The organism is Xanthomonas sp. CFBP 8443 (assembly GCF_025666195.1).
Taxonomy (GTDB): Bacteria; Pseudomonadota; Gammaproteobacteria; order Xanthomonadales; family Xanthomonadaceae; genus Xanthomonas_A.
Genome location: NZ_CP102592.1, coordinates 3,287,286 through 3,305,473, shown reverse-complemented (window position 1 = coordinate 3,305,473; position 18,188 = coordinate 3,287,286). Strand labels below are relative to the sequence as shown.

The following is an 18,188-nucleotide window of genomic DNA, read 5'->3' as shown; positions in this document are numbered from 1 at the left end:
CAGGCGGTACCGCGCAGCGCGCGGGCGATGCCGCAATCGGTCATTGTTGCGCAGGCGGTCGTAATGTCAGCGTGTAGCGCGCAGGGCCGGGCAGGAACGGCGTTGCCTGGCCCTGCACCCAGGCGTCGTGGCCGGCGCCCCAGAACGGCGACAGCGGATGCTCGCTCTGGCCGCCGGGCATGTGCGCGATGCCGTCGGCCTCGTGGCCGGGCGCCACCACCATGCGCTCGGAGGCGCCGAAGTCCGGGCGCTGCACCCGCGGCATGTCGTTGTCGCCGGACAGCGGCTCGGCCGGCATGCACAGCCAGCGCTTCAGGAAGCCGGGCAGCGACCGCGCCAGCGGATGGCAGACCGCGGCGGTGTTCTGTTCGCCCCAACGGCGTTGCGGCAAAGGCGCGTCCTGCTCGGGCGCGTCGCGGACCTCGGCGGCGGCGTCCTCCAGCAACGCTTGCCAGCTGCCGTAGCGGCGCGGCAGCAGATGCGGTGGTTGCTGCTGCAGCAGCGGCCAGGCCACCGCTTCCAGCTGCGGCAGCGGCGGCATCGCGTAGTCGGCGCCCAATTGGGCGCGGGCCGGGGCGATCAGACCATCGCGGATCCGGGTCAGCAGCGCCAGGCGCCAGGCGCGCACCAGCCGATAGCTGACCGAATCGGTGCTGGCGCGGCCTTCCCAGTGCTTGCTGGCCTGCGCCAGCGCGTGCAGCGCGGGCGTGGCGGCGCCGCCGTCGCGTTGCTGCAGCAGCGTCCACCAGCGTTGCAGCAGTAGCGCGCGGTCGTCGAGCTGGATCGCCAGCAGCTGGCGCTCGTCCAGCTGCGGATGCAGGCGCAGGTCGTCGCGGATCTGCTGCGCGCGCGCGCCCAGCGCGTAGCCGCCATCGCCGAGCAGCGCGAACTCCTCGCCGCCGACCACGCGTGCGTTGGCGGTCCACAGCTGCCCGTCGGCGGGATCGATGCGCTGCGGCGAATGTTGCGTGGCGACCGGCCAGGGCGCGCAGCGTTGCGCCGCCGGCACGCCTGCGCTGACGTCGTGGACCAGCGCGTCGCTGGGGCACGCCGGGCCGCGCAGCGGCAGCGCACCGAGCACGCGCCAACCGATACGCCCGGCGCTGTCGGCCAGCACCATGTTCTGCGCCGGGGTGGCGATGTGCTGGGCACTGGCGAAGGCGCTGGCCAGCGAATCGGCGCGGGCCAGGTCGGCCAGGCCCAGGTTCAATGCGCCGGGCAGCTGCGCCGCCCAGCGTTGCGCCAACGCGGTGCCGTCCGGCTCGTGCTGCAGGATCGGGCCGTAGACGGTGTCTTCCACGTCCAGCGCGACATCGACGCCGCCGGCCACCTTGATCCGTTCGCGGTGGCGGACCACCGCGGTGCAGCCGGGCTGCGGCGTGGCCGCGCACGGCGTCAGCCGGTACCAGTCGCTGGTGTCGGCGTAGCTGTTGGTGAAGCCCCAGGCGACATGGCCGTTGCTGCCGACGATCACCGCCGGCAGGCCCGGCAGCGAAAACCCGGTGACGTCCACGCGGCCGCCTGGCGCCTGCGCGTCGGCGTAGCGCAGCCGTACCCGGAACCAGAGGCTGGGCGCGCCCAGTTGCAGGTGCATGTCGTTGGCGACGATGGCACGGCCGTCGGCGCTGCGGCTGCCGGCGATGGCCCAGTTGTTGCTGCCCGGCGCGGCATGCTCCGCTGCGCTGCCGTCGGAGGGGGCGTCGGGCAGGGCGCGCAGATCGACTTGGCTGGCGTCGGGCAGCGTGGCGTCGCCGCGCGCCGGAGCGTCCAGGGCGGCGTCCCAGCTGCTGCCGTCGTGGCGCAGCAGCGCGAACAGCGGCGCCGGCAGATGCTGCTGCAGGCGGTACAGCGACAGTTCGCGGTCGCCCTGGCGGCCTTGCAGGTCGAAGTACATCGCCTCGCCGGCCAGCACCGAATCCACCGGCTGCCAGTCGCGCGGTGCCTTGAACAGCAGCAGGTAAGGCCACGGCCGTACCCGCAGCGTGTGCAGGCCGCGATTGACGCCGGCGCTGTAGGCCTGCAGGGCCGCGGCATGGCCACCGCCGAAGGCAGCCAGTTGCGCCCCGGCGCGCGCGCGCAGGCGGTGCGCACGGCGATGCTCGTCCACCCCGAGCGCGGCGCGGCCGACCAGGTCCGACAGTTCGCCGGCGGCGGCGCGGCGCATCAGGTCCATCTGGAAGTAGCGTTCCTGCGCATGCACGTAGCCGAGCGCGCGCATCGCATCGGCCTCGTTGCCGGCGTCGATGGTGACCACGCCCAGCGCATCGCGCTGGATCGTCACCGGCGCCGCCAGCCCGTCCAGATCGACCTGGCCGTCGAGCCTGGCCAGGCTGCCGCGCAGCAGCAGCCACACCACCAGGACCAGGCCGAGCGCCAAGGCCGCCAGCCACAACATCCCTTGTTTCCACCTGCTCCGCATCCACGTTTCTCCGCCGGCCGATATCGGATTCTAGACGCGACTGCGTGTCGTTCCTGTGCCACATGGCCGTGGCGCGTTGGGGCCGGGTCAGTTTCATCGCACGGGTGCGCGATCGGTCGTCGCTGCCGCGTGCAGTGCGCGTCGGCTGGAATCGGGATGCTAATGATTCCGATTGGAACGCGGCGCGCGCGGCTCGGGCACTATGGCCGCCTTAGCTGAAAACGGAGCCTGCCCCATGAAGGGACATCCTGAAGTTGTGCAATGCCTCAAGGACCTGCTGCGCGGCGAACTCGCCGCACGCGACCAGTATTTCATCCACTCGCGACGCTACGAGGATCAGGGCCTGCAGGCGCTGTACGAGCGCATCAACCACGAGATGGAAGAAGAGACCGAGCACGCCGACGCGCTGCTGCGGCGCATCCTGTTCCTGGAAGGCGACCCGGACATGCGCCCGCATGCGTTCGAGCCCGGGCGCACGGTCGAGGACATGCTGCAGAAGGACCTGAAGGTCGAATACGAAGTGCGCGCGAATCTCGCCGCGGGCATGAAGCTGTGCGAGGAGCACGGCGACTACGTCAGCCGCGACATCCTGCTCAAGCAGCTGCAGGACACCGAAGAAGACCACGCCTGGTGGCTGGAGCAGCAACTGGGCCTGATCAAGCGCCTGGGCATGGCGCTGTACCAGACCTCGAAGATGGGCGGGAGTGCGGTGGGGGAGTAACGGGACTCGGGACTCGAAGAGTCCTACCGTCCGCTGCTGTTTTGATGCGAGAAAAAAATCGGCCCGAAAGGGCCGATTTGCTGTTTGCTGTTGCGAGTCCCGAGTCCCGAGTCCCGAGTCCCGGCCTCAAACTCACTCCACCGCCAAGCCATCCACCTTCTGCCAGCCGCGCGGCAACAGCCCGCCGCGACTCGCACGCACGCCCAGGTAGGCGTCCAGGTCCTTGAACGACAGCGACATGGTGCGCTGGCCGCTCTTCACCAGCAGCGTGTTGCCCGGCGCGACCGCGGCGATCGCCACCACCCGCTCGGTGCCGAGCTTGGCCTTGGGGATCTCGATGATCTTGTTGCCCTTGCCCTTGTCCAGCTCGGGCAGGTCGGCGATCGGGAACGCCAGCAGGTGGCCGGCGCTGGTCACTGCGACGATGCGGTCGGTTGCGAGATTGCTCACCGAGGCCGGCGTCAGCACCTTGGCGTTCGGGGTCAGGTTGAGCATCGCCTTGCCGGCCTTGTTGCGGCTGGTCAGGTTCTCGAAGCGGGTGACGAAGCCGTAGCCGTGCGAGGACGCCAGCACCAGCCGGCTGTCGTTCTCGCCGCTGGTCATGGCCTGGAACGAGGCGCCGGAGGCCGGCGAGAAACGCCCGGTCAGCGGTTCGCCGTTGCCGCGCGCCGAGGGCAGGGTATGCGCCAGCGTGGAATAGGCGCGCCCTTCCGAATCCAGGAACGCCACCTGCTGCGTGCTGCGCCCGCGCACCGCGGCCAGCAGGCTGTCGCCGTCGCGGTAGGACAGGCCGGCCGGGTCCACGTCGTGGCCCTTGGCCGCGCGGATCCAGCCCTTCTCCGACATCACGATGGTCATCGGCTCGCTCGGCACCAGCTCGGTCTCGTCGATCGCCTGCGCCGCGCCGCGCTGCACCAGCGGCGAGCGCCGCGCGTCGCCGAACTTCTTGGCGTCGGCGACCAGTTCGTCCTTGATCATCTTCTTCAGCTTGGTCTTGCTGGCCAGCACCGCCTGCAACTGTTCGCGCTCCTTGGCCAGCGCGTCCTGCTCGCCGCGGATCTTCATCTCCTCCAGCCGCGCCAGCTGGCGCAGGCGGGTCTCCAGGATGTAGTCGGCCTGTTCCTCGCTGAGCGCGAAGCGCGCGATCAGCGCCGGCTTGGGCTCGTCCTCGCTGCGGATGATGCGGATCACTTCGTCCAGGTTGAGGAACGCGACCAGCAGGCCTTCCAACAGGTGCAGGCGGCGCTCGACCTTCTCCAGGCGATGGTTGAGCCGGCGCACCACGGTGTCGCTGCGGAAGCGCAGCCATTCCTCCAGCAGGGTCTTGAGGTTCTTGACCTGCGGGCGGCCGTCCAGGCCGATCACGTTGAGGTTGACCCGGTAGCTGCGCTCCAGATCGGTGGTGGCGAACAGGTGGCCCATCAACTGCTCGGCATCGACCCGGTTGGAGCGCGGCACCAGCACCACCCGCACCGGGTTGGCGTGGTCGGACTCGTCGCGGATGTCCTCCAGCCACGGCAGCTTCTTGGCGCGCATCTGTTGCGCGATCTGCTCGATCACCTTGGACGGCGACACCTGGTAGGGCAGCGCGGTGACCACGATGTTGGCGTGTTCCTTCAGGAACGTGGCGCGTGCGCGCACGCTGCCGTGCCCGGTCTCGTAGATCGCCCGCAGGTCCGCGGCCGGGGTGATGATCTCGGCGGTGGTCGGGTAGTCCGGGCCGCGCACGTGTTCGCACAGGTCGGCGACGCTGGCGTCGGGATCGTCGAGCAGGCGGATCAGCGCGCTGACGATCTCGTTGAGGTTGTGCGGCGGCACGTCGGTGGCCATGCCCACGGCGATGCCGGTGGTGCCGTTGAGCAGCAGGTGCGGCAGCCGCGCCGGCATCCAGGTCGGCTCGTCCATGGTGCCGTCGAAGTTCGGCGACCAGTCCACCGTGCCCTGGCCGAGCTCGCCGAGCAGCACTTCGGCGATCGGGGTCAGCTTGGACTCGGTGTAGCGCATCGCCGCGAACGACTTCGGGTCGTCGGTGGAGCCGAAGTTGCCCTGGCCCTCGATCAGCGGGTAGCGGTACGAGAACGGCTGCGCCATCAGCACCAGCGCCTCGTAGCAGGCGCTGTCGCCGTGCGGGTGGTACTTGCCGATCACGTCGCCCACGGTACGCGCGGACTTCTTCGGCTTGGCCGTGGCGTTCAGGCCGAGCTCGCTCATCGCGTAGATGATGCGCCGCTGTACCGGTTTCAGGCCGTCGCCGAGGAACGGCAGGGCGCGGTCCAGCACCACGTACATGGAATAGTCGAGATAGGCGCGTTCGGCGTATTCGCGCAGCGGCAGCTGTTCGAAACCATGGAAGGCGGGGCGGGCGAGATCGGTCATGCGCGGGAAATACCTATAGGGGAACGCGGCGGCGGGCGCCGCAGGTCAGCCGGTCGATTATCCGGATGCGGCCGGCGATGCCAAGCCGCGCGTGGTGCCGGTGCGGCCGGTGCTGGCCAGATAACGGGCCGGAGGATGGCCGAAATGGCCGCGGAAGGCGGTGACGAAGGCGCTGGGGCTGCTGTAGCCGAGCCGGTGCGCGGCATCGGCGACGCTGGCGCCGTCGCTGAGCTGGCGCAGCGCCTCGGCCAGCCGTGCCTGCTGCCGCCAGCCGGCGAAGCCGAGCCCGGTCTCATCGCGGAAATGCCGGCTCAGGCTGCGTGGCGACAATCCGGCCCAGTGCGCCCATTGCGCCAGCGAGCGATCGTCGGCAGGCGTGGCGAGCAGTTGCCCGGCGATGCGCAGCAGGCGCCGGTCGCTGGGCATCGGCAGGTGCAGGCCTTGCAGCGGCGCTTTGCGCAACTCGTCCAGCAGCACCGCGCCGATCCGCTGCTGGTCCGCGTCCAGGGCCTCGGGAAGGTCCCATGAGGCCACCCGCAGCAGCAGTTCGCGCAGCAGGCCGTTGATGCCGATCACGCACGGGCGATCGGGCAGGTCGGCGCAGACGGACGGCGCCACCAGCAGCACGTAGCCGCGCAACGGCCCGGAGATCTGCACCGTATGCATCGCCTGCGGCGGCATCCAGCCGGCGCAACCGGGCGGCAGCGACCAGTGGCCGTGCTCGGTGCGGGTGCTCAGCAGGCCTTCTTCCACGCAGATCATCTGGCCGCGGACATGGCGGTGCCAGTCCACCTCGTGCTCCAGCGCGACCGGCTTGTGCGCCAGGAACGCGAGCAGCGACGGGCCATCGGCCCGCTCGAACCAGTCCTTCGCGCGCGGATCGAGCAGATGGGCCGGTTCGTGGCCGGATGCTGACGGCGAGGATGGCGCGATTTCGATATTCATTGTCCCGATTGTAATACTTGGCCAGGCCTGTCCGGGACTAGAGTGTGCGCTCGCCGGCGTTGCGTTGCTGCAACGCAGCATTTGTTTGTAGGTGAGATATTTCCTTGACATATATTTCTATATGAAAATAATTAGCACCCATGAACTGCGCTCCCTCCCTTCCCGATCCGCCGTCGTTCGGCCTGCTGCTGCGGCAGGTGCGCGACGGCCTGATGCGGCGCCTGGATGACTCCATGGCCGAGCTCGAGCTCGGCCTTGGCTTCAGCCACTACATCGGCATGAAGGCGCTGGCCTACATGGCGCCGTGCACCGCCAACGAACTGGCCCAGGCCATCGGCCAGAACCCCAGCGCGGTCACCCGCCTGCTGGACAAGCTCCAGGACCTGGGCTGGGTGCGCCGCGAAGCGCATGCGCAGGACCGCCGCGCGCTGCAGATCGTGCTCACCGACGAAGGCCGAGCGCTGTGGCAACAGCTCAAGCGGCGCGGCGACGAGACCATCGCCAGCGCGCTGCGCGATCTTTCCGCCGACGAGCGCGAGCACCTCACTTCGCTGTTGATCCGCGTCCGCGATTCCCTCAATTCGCCATGAATCCGCTTATGAACCTCTCCGCTTCGTCCCATCGCCTGCGCCCGTTCGCGGCCGCGGCACTCACCCTGGCGCTGGCCGCCTGCGCCAGCAGCCGCGGCCTGGAGCCGCAGGGCCGCAGGCTCGACGCCGACCAGCAGCTGCAGGCCGGCAAGACCCTGGCCGCCGACCAGCTGGCGCCGGCCGCGTGGCCGCAGCAGGACTGGTGGAAGGCGCTGGGCGACCCGCAGCTGGACGCGCTGATCGCCGAGGCGCTGCAGGGCACGCCGAACCTGGAAGCGGCCGACGCGCGGCTGCGCCTGGCGCAGGCCCAGGCCGGCGCGGCCAATGCCGACCGCGGCGCCAAGCTGTCGCTGTCGGCCGGCTATACCGGCCTGCAGCTGCCCAAGGGGCTGGCCGGCGACGAGATCGGCGGCAAGTACATCCACAACGAGCAGGCGCTGCTGAACTTCAGCTACGGCTTCGACCTGTGGGGCGGCAAGCGTGCGGCCTGGGAAGCGGCGGTGGACCAGGCGCATGCGGCGCAGGTCGATGCCCAGGCCGCGCGCCTGGACCTGTCGGCGGGCGTGGCCCGCGCCTATGCGCAGCTCGGCTACGCCTGGCGCCTGTACGACCTGGCCGGCGAAGAGCTGGCGCGCTCGGACAACAGCCTGAAGCTGGTGCGGCAGCGCGTCGCCGCCGGCATCGACAGCAACCTGCAGCTGCGCCAGGCCGAGGCGCGGGTGCCGGCGGCGCGCCAGCAGCAACAGGCCGCGCAGCAGCAGATCGACGAAGCGCGTACCGCGCTGGCGGCGCTGCTCGGGCGCGGCCCGGATCGCGGCCTGCAGATCGAGCGGCCGCGGCCGCTGGACCCGGTGGCGGTGCAACTGCCGTCGGTGCTGCCCAGCGACCTGCTCGGGCGGCGCCCGGACGTGGTCGCCGCGCGCTGGCGCGTGGAGGCTTCCTCGCAGAGCATCGGCGCGGCCAAGGCACAGTTCTATCCCAGCATCGACATCCTCGCGCTCGGCGGCGTGGCCGCGACCAATCCCTCCGACCTGTTCAAGGGCGACGCCGTGCTGGGCGTGTTCGCGCCGAGCCTGAGCCTGCCGCTGTTCGACAGCGGCCGCCTGCGCAGCCAGCTGGCCGAGCGCGACGCGCAGTACGACCTGGCCGTGGCCGACTACAACCAGGCGCTGGTGGCGGCGCTGCGCGAGGTCGCCGACCAGGTCAGCGCGGCGCGCTCGCTGGCGCAGCAGGCGCAGCAGCAGGCGCAGGCGGTGGACACCGCGCAGGCCGCCTTCGACCTGGCGCAGCAGCGCTACCGCGCCGGCATCGGCAACTACCTGGACGTGCTGAGCGTGCAGCAGCAACTGCTCGAGGCGCAGCAGCGCCTGGCCTCGCTGCAGTCCAACCAGATCCTGGTGTCGGTGCGCCTGAACCAGGCGCTGGGCGGCGGCTACGAAGCCACCTCCGCGGCCGACGCTCCGTTGACCTCTTCCGCTTCCACGCATTCCTGAGACCGCCGCAATGAATCAGACAACGACCCCCGATTCCTCCGCTCCCGCCCCCAGCCGGCGCGGCAAGCTGCTGCGCGGCCTGGCCGTGGTGGTGGTGCTGGTGCTGATCGCGCTGGCGATCTGGTACTTCGTCTCCGGCCGCTGGCACGAAGACACCGACGACGCCTACGTGCAGGGCAACCTGGTGCAGATCACGCCGATGGTGGCCGGCACCGTGGTCAGCATCGGCGCCGACGACGGCATGCGCGTGCAGCGCGGCCAGTTGCTGGTCAAGCTCGACCCGGCCGATACCCAGGTCGCGCTGCAGCAGGCCGAAGCCAACCTGGCGCGGACCGTGCGCCAGGTGCGCGGCCTGTTCCGCAGCGTGGAAGGCGCGCAGGCCGAACTGTCGGCGCAGCAGGTGACCCTGCAGCGCGCACGCGCCGACGTCGCCCGCCGCAGCAGCCTGGTCGCCACCGGCGCGATCTCCGCCGAAGAGCTGGCGCATGCGCGCGACCAGCTGGCCGCCGCCGAGGCCGCGGTCAGCGGATCGCGCGAGACGGTGGAGCGCAACCGCGCGCTGATCGACGACAACGGCGTGGCCCACCAGCCCGACGTGCAGGCCGCCGCCGCGCAGGTGCGCCAGGCGTTCCTCAACAACGCCCGCAGCGCGATCGTCGCGCCGGTCTCCGGCTACGTCGCGCGGCGTTCGGTGCAGGTCGGCCAGCGCGTGCAGCCCGGCACCGCGCTGATGGCGGTGGTGCCGCTGGAGCAGGTGTGGGTGGAAGCCAACTTCAAGGAAACCCAGCTCAAGCACATGCGCTTGGGCCAGCCGGTGGAGCTGGAGTCGGACCTGTACGGTGGCGCGGTGCGCTACCAGGGCACGGTGCAGAGCCTGGGCCTGGGCACCGGTAGTGCGTTCTCGCTGCTGCCGGCGCAGAACGCCAGCGGCAACTGGATCAAGATCGTGCAGCGCGTGCCGGTGCGCATCGCCATCGATTCCAAGCAACTGGCGCAGAACCCGTTGCGCATCGGCCTGTCGATGAAGGTGGACGTGAACCTGCACCAGCAGAACGGCGGCGTGCTGCCGAGCAAGTTCGCCACCGGCACGTTGCTGGACACCGACGTCTACGCGCAGCAACTGGGCCAGGCCGATGAGGCCATCGCGCAGATCATCCACGCCAACCTGCCTGCCGCCGCCAAGGCGAACTGAGCCCGGCCATGTCCAACCAAGCTGCCATTCCTGCCGCGCCCGGGGCACCGGGCGCGCCTGCGCTGGGCTTCCGCCCGCCCAGCGTGGCGTTGTGCACGATGGGCCTGGCGATGGCCTCGTTCATGCAGGTGCTCGACACCACCATCGCCAACGTCTCGCTGCCGACCATCGCCGGCAACCTCGGCGCCAGTTCGCAACAGGCGACCTGGGTCATCACCTCGTTCGCGGTCAGCAACGCGATCGCGCTGCCGCTGACCGGCTTCCTGAGCCGCCGCTTCGGCGAGACCAAGCTGTTCATCTGGGCCACGCTGGCGTTCACCGCCGCCTCGCTGCTGTGCGGGTTGGCGCAGAGCATGGGCATGCTGGTGGTGTCGCGCGCGATCCAGGGCTTCGTGTGCGGGCCGATGTATCCGATCACGCAGAGCCTGCTGGTGTCGATCTACCCGCGCGAGAAACGCGGACAGGCCTTGGCGCTGCTGGCGATGATCACCGTGGTCGCGCCGATCGCCGGGCCGATCCTCGGCGGCTGGATCACCGACAACTACAGCTGGGAATGGATCTTCCTGATCAACGTGCCGCTGGGCATCATCGCCGCGGTGGTGGTCGGCGCGCAGCTGCGCGACCGCCCCGAACCGACAGAGCGCCCGCGCATGGACTACGTCGGCCTGATCACCCTGATCATCGGCGTGGGCTGCCTGCAGCTGGTGCTGGACCTGGGCAACGACGAGGACTGGTTCAACTCGGACAAGATCATCGTGCTGGCCGCGGTCTCGGTGGTGGCGCTGGCGGTGTTCCTGATCTGGGAACTGACCGACAAGGATCCGATCGTCAACCTGCGCCTGTTCCGCCACCGCAACTTCCGCGCCGGCACGCTGGCGCTGATCGTGGCCTACGCCGCGTTCTTCAGCGTATCGCTGCTGATCCCGCAGTGGCTGCAGCGCGACATGGGCTACACCGCGATCTGGGCCGGCCTGGCCACCGCGCCGATCGGCATCCTGCCGGTGATCATGACCCCGTTCGTCGGCAAGTACGCCCCGCGCTTCGACCTGCGCATGCTCGCCAGCATCGCCTTCATCTTCATGGCGGCGACCAGCTTCATGCGCTCGGACTTCAACCTGCAGGTCGATTTCGCCCACGTGGCCGGGGTGCAGTTGCTGATGGGCGTGGGCGTGGCGCTGTTCTTCATGCCGGTGCTGCAGATCCTGCTGTCGGACCTGGACGGGCGCGAGATCGCGGCCGGCTCCGGCCTGGCCACGTTCCTACGCACGCTGGGCGGCAGCTTCGCCGCCTCGCTGACCACCTACCTGTGGGCCAAGCGCACGCAGATGCACCACGCGCATCTTACCGAGCACATCTCCACCTACACGCCGGGGATGCAGGAACAGGTGCAGGCGATGGGGCAGGGCGACCTGCAGACCGGCGCCGCGTTCCTCAACAACACCATCAACCACCAGGCCTCGCAGATGGGCTTCAACGACATCTTCTACCTGTTGGGCTGGACGTTCCTGGGCATCATCTTCTTCCTGTGGCTGGCCAAGCCGCCGTTCGCGGGCGGTGGCGGTGCGGCCGCCGCAGGCGGTCACTGAGTCCGGGCTGCCGGCAACCACGAAACCCCGCCTGGTGCGGGGTTTCGTTTGTGCGCGGACGCCGCGCGCCCACACCGGCCTGCGCTGGCGCCGCGCTTGCCGCCGCGGCGATCGGCAGACCAGAATGCCGCTCCCTCGCAAGCATCGGCAGGTTCGACATGCAGCGTTTTCTGCGCGCCTTGTGGTCTGGCTCGGACTTCTCGCCGCCGCGTCGCCGCGGTGCGCGCGCCTGGCAGGGTGCGGCGTTGCTGCTGTCCCTCAGCTTCCTCGGCGTTGGCGGCGCGCAGGCCGAAACCGGCGTGGCAGCGACCACGCCGGCCGATCGCCTGCACGAAGCCTGGTGGGCGCAGCGCCATGAGCAGGTGTTGGCGCAGGTGCGCGCGCAGCCGGACGCGCCGCTGCTGCTGATCGGCGATTCGATCACCCACAACTACGACAAGGCCGACGCGCCGGACGAGGACTTCCAGCCGACCTGGCAGACCTTCTACGGCAGCCGCGGCGCGCTCAACCTGGGCTTCAGCGGCGATGCCACCGAGCATGTGCTGTGGCGGCTGCAGCATGGCGAAGTGGATGGCCTGCGGCCGAAGGTGGCGATGCTGCTGATCGGCACCAACAACACCGGCCACGAAAACCACAGCGCGGCGGATACCGTGCTCGGCATCGACGCGGTGGTGGCGACGCTGGAACAGCGCCTGCCGCACACGCGCATCCTGCTGCTCGGCCTGCTGCCCAGCGCGGTGTCGGCGCAGAAGAGCGCGCGCGATGTCGAGGTCAACCGCGCGCTGGCGGTGCGCTACGGCGACAACCCGCGCGTCACCTATCTGGATATCGGCGCGGTGTTCGGCAAGGACGGCGCGCTCGACCAGGGCCTGTTCTACGACCCGCGGCTGCGTCCGGCCGGCAAGGCGCTGCATCCGGACACGCGCGGCCAACGGCGCATGGCCGAGGCGATCGAGCCGACCCTGGCGCGGCTGCTCGGCGAGCCGCCGCGGGTCCCTTTGGCGGCGATGACGCAGGCAAATACCGCGCTGGTGCCGGTGCCGTGGCTGGAGCAGGATTCCTACGACTGGTACGCGCGCCACCACGCCGCGCTGGACGCGGCGCGCCGGCTGCAGCCGGAGGTGGTGATGATCGGCGACTCGATCACCCACTTCTGGGCCGGGCCGCCGCAGGCCACCCGGGTCAGCGGCGCGCAGGCCTGGCAGCGCACCTTCGGCGCGCGCAAGGTATTGAACCTGGGCTTCGGCTGGGACCGTACCCAGAACGTGCTGTGGCGGCTGCGCCAGGGCGAGCTGGACGGGCTGGCGCCGCGCTGGGTGGTGATCAACATCGGCACCAACAACCTCACCGGTACCGACAACGCGCGTGCCAGCACGCCGCAGGAAACCGCCGACGGCGTGGCCGCGGTGGTTGCGCAGGTGCGGCAGCGGCTGCCGCGCAGCAAGATCGTGTTGATGGGCATCCTGCCGCGCGGCTTCGCCGCCGACGCGCCGCGGCGCGAACCGATCGTGCAGACCAACCGTTTGCTGGCCGCACGCTTCGGCCACGACCCGGCGGTGCGCTGGCTGGACATCGGTGCGCGCTTCCTGCAACCCGACGGCAGCCTGCCGCAGGCGCTGATGCCCGACAGCACCCACCCCAGCGAGGACGGCTACCGGATCTGGGGCGAGGCGTTGCGCGAGGTCGGCGTCGGCGATTGAAACACTGCTTGGGGGAGCGGTGTTGCCCTGCCAGGGCGGCACCCGGCCACGCTGGCCGTCGGCGTCGATCAGCGGCGCGCCGTTTTTCTCTGTAGGAGCGGCTTCAGCCGCGACCGGATCTGTCCGGGAACGCCCCGGTCGCGGCTGAAGCCGCTCCTACAGGGGATGTCCGCTGGTGGATGCGGCGGCGGACTCAGCCCTTGTCCGGCTTGAGCAGCTCCAGCACGGCTTCGCGGCGCCGCGCCGGCAGGTTGCGGTAGCGGGTCAGCAATGCCTGCTCGTGCGCGTCGTGCGCCTGCAGCGCGTAGTCCCCCGGCAGCTCATGCACGCGCGCGCCCTGGCCCTGGCCGCAGATCAGTTCGTCGAGCGAGCGCTTGAGCACGCCGCGCAGGTTCGGCAACAGGCGGAAGCTCGGGGTCTCGCGATCGTTTTCCCAGGCCGACACCGACGACTTGGTCACGCCCAGCGCGAAGCCCAATTGTTCCTGGGTGAGCCCGGCGGCTTTCCTGGCTTCGCGCAAACGGTCGCCGAAGCTTTTCATCGCGGTGGGCCTTGCTGAGACGGGGCCTACCAAGATATGGAGCATCTACAACCTTGTCGTACAGCCATGCTTGACTCTAGATGTTCTGAGATTCAATACTTTGGCGGTGCGGGCCACGCTGACGCGTGAGGACATGCACGCCGGACAAGGACGACCCAGGAGTACGCAGTGCTGCGCCCATTTTCCATTGCCGTCGCGGCGACGGCGCAACGGACCACCGTGCGGTCGCGCCGGGCCGCCCGGGCCGGTGCCAGCGCGCGTTGCGCGGATGCGGCATGGCCACCTACGAAGTGAAGCTCAGGCGCGTGGCGCAGCTGGAGCCGACACTGTCCGTGTTGGTCCACGCCGCCAACGCCTACGTGGCCGCGCGCGCAGCCGAGCGCCACAATCCCGGCTATCGCGCGTACCTGGTGGCGGTATGGGTGGAAGGCGTGCGCGTGGACCTCGGCGCGTTCCGGCGGCTGGAGCGCTGAGCGCGCCGCGGATGCGGGAACAGGCATGCGTGCATGCCGGCGCTGTTGCTGTCGCGTGGCGTTGTGCAGCGATCGCCCTCGCAGCGACGCGCGGCGGAATCCGGCGAGCATGCGGTCGCCGCGGCTACGCGGAGGCGTGGGCTATCGGAGTGGACGTGGTGAGACGTGCGGCGCAGGCAACAAAAAACCCGCCGAAGCGGGTTTTTCTTTAAGGCTCTTGCTGTATCGATGGTGCCCAGGAGAGGACTCGAACCTCCACGAAGTTGCCCCCGCTAGCACCTGAAGCTAGTGCGTCTACCAATTCCGCCACCTGGGCGATACAGGCGCGGAATTCTGCTGGCAGTGCGCGGTGCTGTCAAGCAAGTTAGTGCGTGCATGGCGTGCGATCGCGGCGCGCTGGCCGAACCGCTCCTGCGGCGCGACCCGGGCATGCATGCGGGGGCGATCGCGTTATCGGGGCAGGAGGGATGCCGGCCGCCTCGGCAAGCCAAGCGCTGACGCATCGGCGACAACATGGGACCGCAGTCGTTGTAGTTGTAGGAGGGCTTCGGTCCCGACGCGACACAGCCGGCAAAGCGCCGGACAGGCGTCCTCCCCACAAAGCCCGAGCAGGGCATGCACGGGTGACGCACGCCGCAGCGGCGAACGCCAGGCAAAAAAAATCCCGCCGAAGCGGGTTTTTCTTTACGACTCTTGCTGTATCGATGGTGCCCAGGAGAGGACTCGAACCTCCACGAAGTTGCCCCCGCTAGCACCTGAAGCTAGTGCGTCTACCAATTCCGCCACCTGGGCGATACAGGCCGAGAATTTTGTCGGTTGCGCGCGCCGCTGTCAAGCCTTGCCTGCCGACGCCGCGTCGGCCGTGGCGCGTGCTGTCGGCGGTGCGTGCAACCGACGCTCCTGAGGGAGGGTCCAGCGCGAAAGCGCAGGTCTTGGGCGGTCGCGCCGCAGTGGCCGAGCGTGGCACCGCTCCGCCGATGGGGCAGGGGGCATCGTCAGGTTGCAGTCGCTGCTGCTGCCCGGATGCACTTGGTGGCGCGGGAACTGCCGAATTTGGCACGCCATCGCGGCGTGCGGCGACGTGTTCGGCGGCGGTGGACGCGTCGTCGTCGGCGATCCCCCACGAGGCGCCGATGCGCAGGCCTCCGCGGCCGGCGGTGGCAGGACACCGCCGTGGTCGGGCATGCACTGGTTCGAGCCGGTCGCGACGCGGCCGAAACGCCAGCGCATGGCACGCGTTCGATCACGGCACGCATCCAGCGGCCTGGCGACGCACACGGAATGTGCCGTTCGCTGCCCGCGCGTCCCCTGGCGCCGCGTCGTTCGCCGGCGTTGACAAGGGCGCGCGCTGCCCGCAGAATTCGCGGCCTTCAGCGCCCAGATGGCGGAATTGGTAGACGCACTAGCTTCAGGTGCTAGCGGGGGCAACTTCGTGGAGGTTCGAGTCCTCTTCTGGGCACCACATGCAAGACGCGGGAGCGCTGAACTCCCGCAACGACCGGCCCGCTGACGCGGGCCTCGTCGTTTCTGGGCGGCCCCGGTCCGGGACCGGGTTTGCCTGCGTTGACGGCCCAGCGAGTACCATGGGTGAATGACCAATCGAAAAACCAAGTCCGGCAAGCCCGGCAAGTCTGCGTCCCACGACACGCCCGCCAGCAAGGGCGGCGCCCCGGCCGCACCGCCTGCGGCGAAGAAATCCCGGATGCCGTCGTGGATGCCCAGTCTCCCCAGTTTCCTGCGGCGTAGCCCCAAGCCGCCGTTGCAGCCGCTGCATCCGCCCGAGCCTGTGTCCGCACCGGCCTCGCGCAACGCACCGTCCTCGCGCAAGAAACCTGCCGCGGTCGCCGATCCGTTCGCCGCGCGCGAGGCCGAGCGCTATGCCGAACCGATCGCCAGCCGCGAGGCGATCCTGCAGCTGCTCGACCGCTGCGATGGCCCGCAGACCCTGGAAGAACTGGCCACGCAGCTCGGCCTGACCGAGCCCTCGCGCAGGGAGGCGTTGAGCAAGCGTCTGGGCGCGATGCTGCGCGAGGCGCAACTGGTGCAGAACCGCCGCGGCGGCTACGCGCCGGTGCAGCAGACCAACCTGATCCCCGGCGTGGTGATCGCCAATCCCGACGGCTTCGGCTTCCTGCGCCCGGACGAGGGCGGCGACGACCTGTTCCTGCCGCCGTACGAGATGCGCAAGGTGCTGCATGGCGACCGCGCGCTGGCCAACGTCACCGGCATCGACCGCCGCGGCCGCCGCGAAGGCAGCATCGCGCGGGTGATCGAGCGCGGCCTGAGCCGGCTGATCGGCCGTTTCAGCATGGAAGGCGGCATCGCCTACGTGGTGCCGGACGACAAGCGCATCCAGCGCAATATCCAGATCCCGACCGATGCGATGGGCGAGGCCCGCGACGGCCAGCTGGTGGTGTGCGAACTCACCTCCACCCCGGACGGGCGGCGCCCGCCGATCGGCAAGATCATCGCGGTGCTCGGCGACAAGCTGACCCCGTCGCTGGTGGTGGAAACCGCGATCCACGGCCGCGAACTGCCGTACGAATTCCCGCAGGCGGTGCTCGACGAAGCCGCGGCGGTGCCGCTGACGGTGGAGCCGGCCGCGATCAAGGGCCGCGTGGACCTGCGGCAGACGCCGCTGGTGACCATCGACGGCGCCGACGCCAAGGACTTCGACGACGCGGTGTTCTGCGAACCCAACGCCGACGGCTTCCGCCTGGTGGTGGCGATCGCCGACGTGTCGCACTACGTGCGCCCGGGCACGCCGCTGGACGCAGAAGCGATCCGGCGCGCGACCTCGGTGTACTTCCCCGGCTTCGTGGTGCCGATGCTGCCGGAGACGCTGTCCAACGGCATCTGCTCGCTCAATCCCAAGGTCGACCGCATGTGCTTCGTCTGCGACATGCAGATCGATCGCCAGGGCGAAGTGGGCGGCGCGCGCTTCTACGAGGCGGTGATGAATTCGCATGCGCGGCTCACCTACGACCAGGTGTGGCAGGCGGTGGGCGAGAAAGACGAGCAGGTGCGCAAGGACGTGGCCGCGGTGCTGCCGCAGATCGAGCGCCTGTACCAGCTGTTCCACGTGCTGGCCAAGGCGCGTTCGCGCCGCGGCGCGATCGAGTTCGAGACCTCGGAAGTGCGTTTCGTGCTCGACAACACCGGCGAAGTGACCCAGGCCGGCATGCTGGTGCGCAACGACGCGCACAAGCTGATCGAGGAATGCATGATCGCCGCCAACGTGGCCGCGGCGCGGCACCTGCTGGAGGCGCGCATCCCGGCGCCGTACCGCGTGCACGAGCGGCCGCCGGAGTCCAAGTACGCGGACCTGCTCGAGTTCCTGAAAGAATTCAAGCTGAGCTTGCCGCCGTGGAGCAAGGTGGTGCCGGGCGACTACACCAAGCTGCTGAAGAAGGTGCGCGAGCGCCCCGACGCGGCCTTGCTGGAGTCGGTGCTGCTGCGCAGCCAGAGCATGGCGGTGTACTCGCCGGACAACGCCGGCCACTTCGGCCTGGCGCTGGAGGCGTACGCGCACTTCACCTCGCCGATCCGCCGCTATCCGGACCTGCTGGTGCACCGCGCGATCAAGTACGCGCTGACCCACGGCGCGCCGGACAAGTACCTGTACTCGCCGCGCGAGATGGCGGCGCTGGCGCTGCAGTGCTCCGAGCGCGAGCGCCGTGCCGACGAGGCCGAGCGCGAGGTCGACGAGCGCTACCGCGCGGCGTGGATGGAAAAGCACGTCGGCGGCCAGTTCGACGGCGTGGTCAGCGGCGTCACCAGCTTCGGCCTGTTCGTGGAGCTGGACCAGTCCAAGGTCAACGGCCTGATCCACGTGACCCAGCTGCCGCAGGACTATTACCAGTTCGACGCGGTGCGCAAGACCCTGTCCGGCGAGCGTCGCGGCATGCAGTTCCGGCTCGGCGACCGGGTCCGCATCCTGGTGCTGAAGGCGAGCATGGAAGAGCGCAAGATCGACTTCCGCCTGGTCGTGGAAGGCGAGCCGATGACCGACATGCCGCCGCCGCCGGAACGCGGCCAGCAGCAGCCGGCCAAGCGCAAGAAAAAGAAGTACTGATGGCGCAGGATCGCGGCGGGCCGCCCAGCGGCCGCCGCGATCGCTGGCTCCTTGCGCGATGCGCAGGGGGCGCTTCC

General features: G+C 69.8%; 12 protein-coding genes and 3 tRNA genes. 9 read left to right on the top strand and 6 right to left on the bottom strand.

Annotated features, from left to right (window positions below):
* Positions 1–40: 40 nt before the first annotated feature.
* Entirely contained in the window at positions 41–2,419 is a 2,379-nt protein-coding gene (locus tag NUG20_RS13815) for a penicillin acylase family protein (protein WP_263395029.1), read from the bottom strand.
* A 235-nt stretch (positions 2,420–2,654) separates the two neighbouring features.
* Here NUG20_RS13815 and bfr point away from each other — a divergent pair, with 235 nt between their 5' ends.
* Complete coding sequence (bfr, locus tag NUG20_RS13810; protein WP_263395028.1) at positions 2,655–3,140, top strand: bacterioferritin; 486 nt, start codon at positions 2,655–2,657, stop codon at positions 3,138–3,140.
* Positions 3,141–3,272: 132 nt separating this feature from the next.
* On the opposite strand, the gene parC is transcribed toward bfr, so the two are convergent.
* Complete coding sequence (gene parC / locus NUG20_RS13805) at positions 3,273–5,516, bottom strand: DNA topoisomerase IV subunit A (RefSeq protein ID WP_263395027.1); 2,244 nt, start codon at positions 5,514–5,516, stop codon at positions 3,273–3,275.
* A gap of 57 nt (positions 5,517–5,573) precedes the next feature.
* Complete coding sequence (locus NUG20_RS13800) at positions 5,574–6,461, bottom strand: AraC family transcriptional regulator (protein ID WP_263395026.1); 888 nt, start codon at positions 6,459–6,461, stop codon at positions 5,574–5,576.
* 140 nt (positions 6,462–6,601) lie between these two features.
* Here NUG20_RS13800 and NUG20_RS13795 point away from each other — a divergent pair, with 140 nt between their 5' ends.
* The 5 genes from NUG20_RS13795 (at position 6,602) to NUG20_RS13775 (ending at position 13,022) form a co-directional block, all read left to right on the top strand.
* A complete protein-coding gene (locus NUG20_RS13795) occupies positions 6,602–7,051 on the top strand; it encodes a MarR family winged helix-turn-helix transcriptional regulator (RefSeq protein WP_263395025.1) in 450 nt (149 codons plus the stop codon).
* An 8-nt stretch (positions 7,052–7,059) separates the two neighbouring features.
* Positions 7,060–8,544: an efflux transporter outer membrane subunit gene (locus NUG20_RS13790; RefSeq protein ID WP_263395024.1), complete on the top strand. Its 1,485-nt coding sequence runs from the start codon at positions 7,060–7,062 to the stop codon at positions 8,542–8,544.
* A 10-nt stretch (positions 8,545–8,554) separates the two neighbouring features.
* Positions 8,555–9,736 (top strand): HlyD family secretion protein, encoded by a 1,182-nt coding sequence (locus tag NUG20_RS13785; RefSeq protein ID WP_263395023.1) that lies wholly within the window; start codon positions 8,555–8,557, stop codon positions 9,734–9,736.
* 8 nt (positions 9,737–9,744) lie between these two features.
* Entirely contained in the window at positions 9,745–11,322 is a 1,578-nt protein-coding gene (locus NUG20_RS13780) for a DHA2 family efflux MFS transporter permease subunit (RefSeq protein ID WP_263395022.1), read from the top strand.
* Positions 11,323–11,480: 158 nt separating this feature from the next.
* Complete coding sequence (locus tag NUG20_RS13775) at positions 11,481–13,022, top strand: GDSL-type esterase/lipase family protein (protein WP_263395021.1); 1,542 nt, start codon at positions 11,481–11,483, stop codon at positions 13,020–13,022.
* Between the two features lie 193 nt (positions 13,023–13,215).
* On the opposite strand, the gene NUG20_RS13770 is transcribed toward NUG20_RS13775, so the two are convergent.
* Complete coding sequence (locus tag NUG20_RS13770; protein ID WP_263395020.1) at positions 13,216–13,563, bottom strand: type II toxin-antitoxin system RelB family anti-toxin; 348 nt, start codon at positions 13,561–13,563, stop codon at positions 13,216–13,218.
* Between the two features lie 275 nt (positions 13,564–13,838).
* On the opposite strand from NUG20_RS13770, the gene NUG20_RS13765 reads away from it, so the two are divergent.
* Positions 13,839–14,036, top strand: a complete 198-nt coding sequence (locus NUG20_RS13765) for a hypothetical protein (RefSeq protein ID WP_263395019.1) — start codon at positions 13,839–13,841, stop codon at positions 14,034–14,036.
* Between the two features lie 229 nt (positions 14,037–14,265).
* On the opposite strand, the gene NUG20_RS13760 is transcribed toward NUG20_RS13765, so the two are convergent.
* Positions 14,266–14,352 (bottom strand) — tRNA-Leu (locus NUG20_RS13760).
* Between the two features lie 389 nt (positions 14,353–14,741).
* A tRNA-Leu gene (locus NUG20_RS13755) sits at positions 14,742–14,828 on the bottom strand.
* A gap of 583 nt (positions 14,829–15,411) precedes the next feature.
* Here NUG20_RS13755 and NUG20_RS13750 point away from each other — a divergent pair.
* Both NUG20_RS13750 and rnr read left to right on the top strand, forming a co-directional pair.
* Positions 15,412–15,498 (top strand) — tRNA-Leu (locus NUG20_RS13750).
* Between the two features lie 129 nt (positions 15,499–15,627).
* Positions 15,628–18,111, top strand: a complete 2,484-nt coding sequence (gene rnr, locus NUG20_RS13745; RefSeq protein WP_263395018.1) for a ribonuclease R — start codon at positions 15,628–15,630, stop codon at positions 18,109–18,111.
* The last annotated feature ends 77 nt before the right edge of the window (positions 18,112–18,188 follow it).